Raw genomic sequence first — 267 nt, forward strand, 5'->3', positions numbered from 1 at the left:
TTTAGCATTTACGATTTCATCTCCCTTCTCTGAAGGAATACCAGTAGATATTGGTGGAGGAAGTACGGATGTAACATACTTTCGAAATAGAGAGATATAAGAGTATCGTAGCTTTCGTTTTGGAGCACTTTCTATAAAGCAACAATTTATTAAAGAGGATATCACTACTGAAGACGAGTTGGAAAAGATTCAAAAGTACTTAGAATATCGATTTGTAACATTACCATGGTTACTTGATCACAAACTACCTCTTATTGCACTAGGAGA

At 34.8% G+C, this 267-nt stretch carries 1 pseudogene; it reads left to right on the forward strand.

The window, feature by feature from the left end:
- Positions 1-267 (forward strand): annotated as a pseudogene (locus KVT31_RS29625) (Ppx/GppA phosphatase family protein); the annotation flags it as partial.

Origin of the sequence: Bacillus sp. GbtcB14 (genome assembly GCF_019091205.1) — a bacterium.
Classification (GTDB): domain Bacteria; phylum Bacillota; class Bacilli; order Bacillales; family Bacillaceae_G; genus Bacillus_A; species Bacillus_A cereus_AG.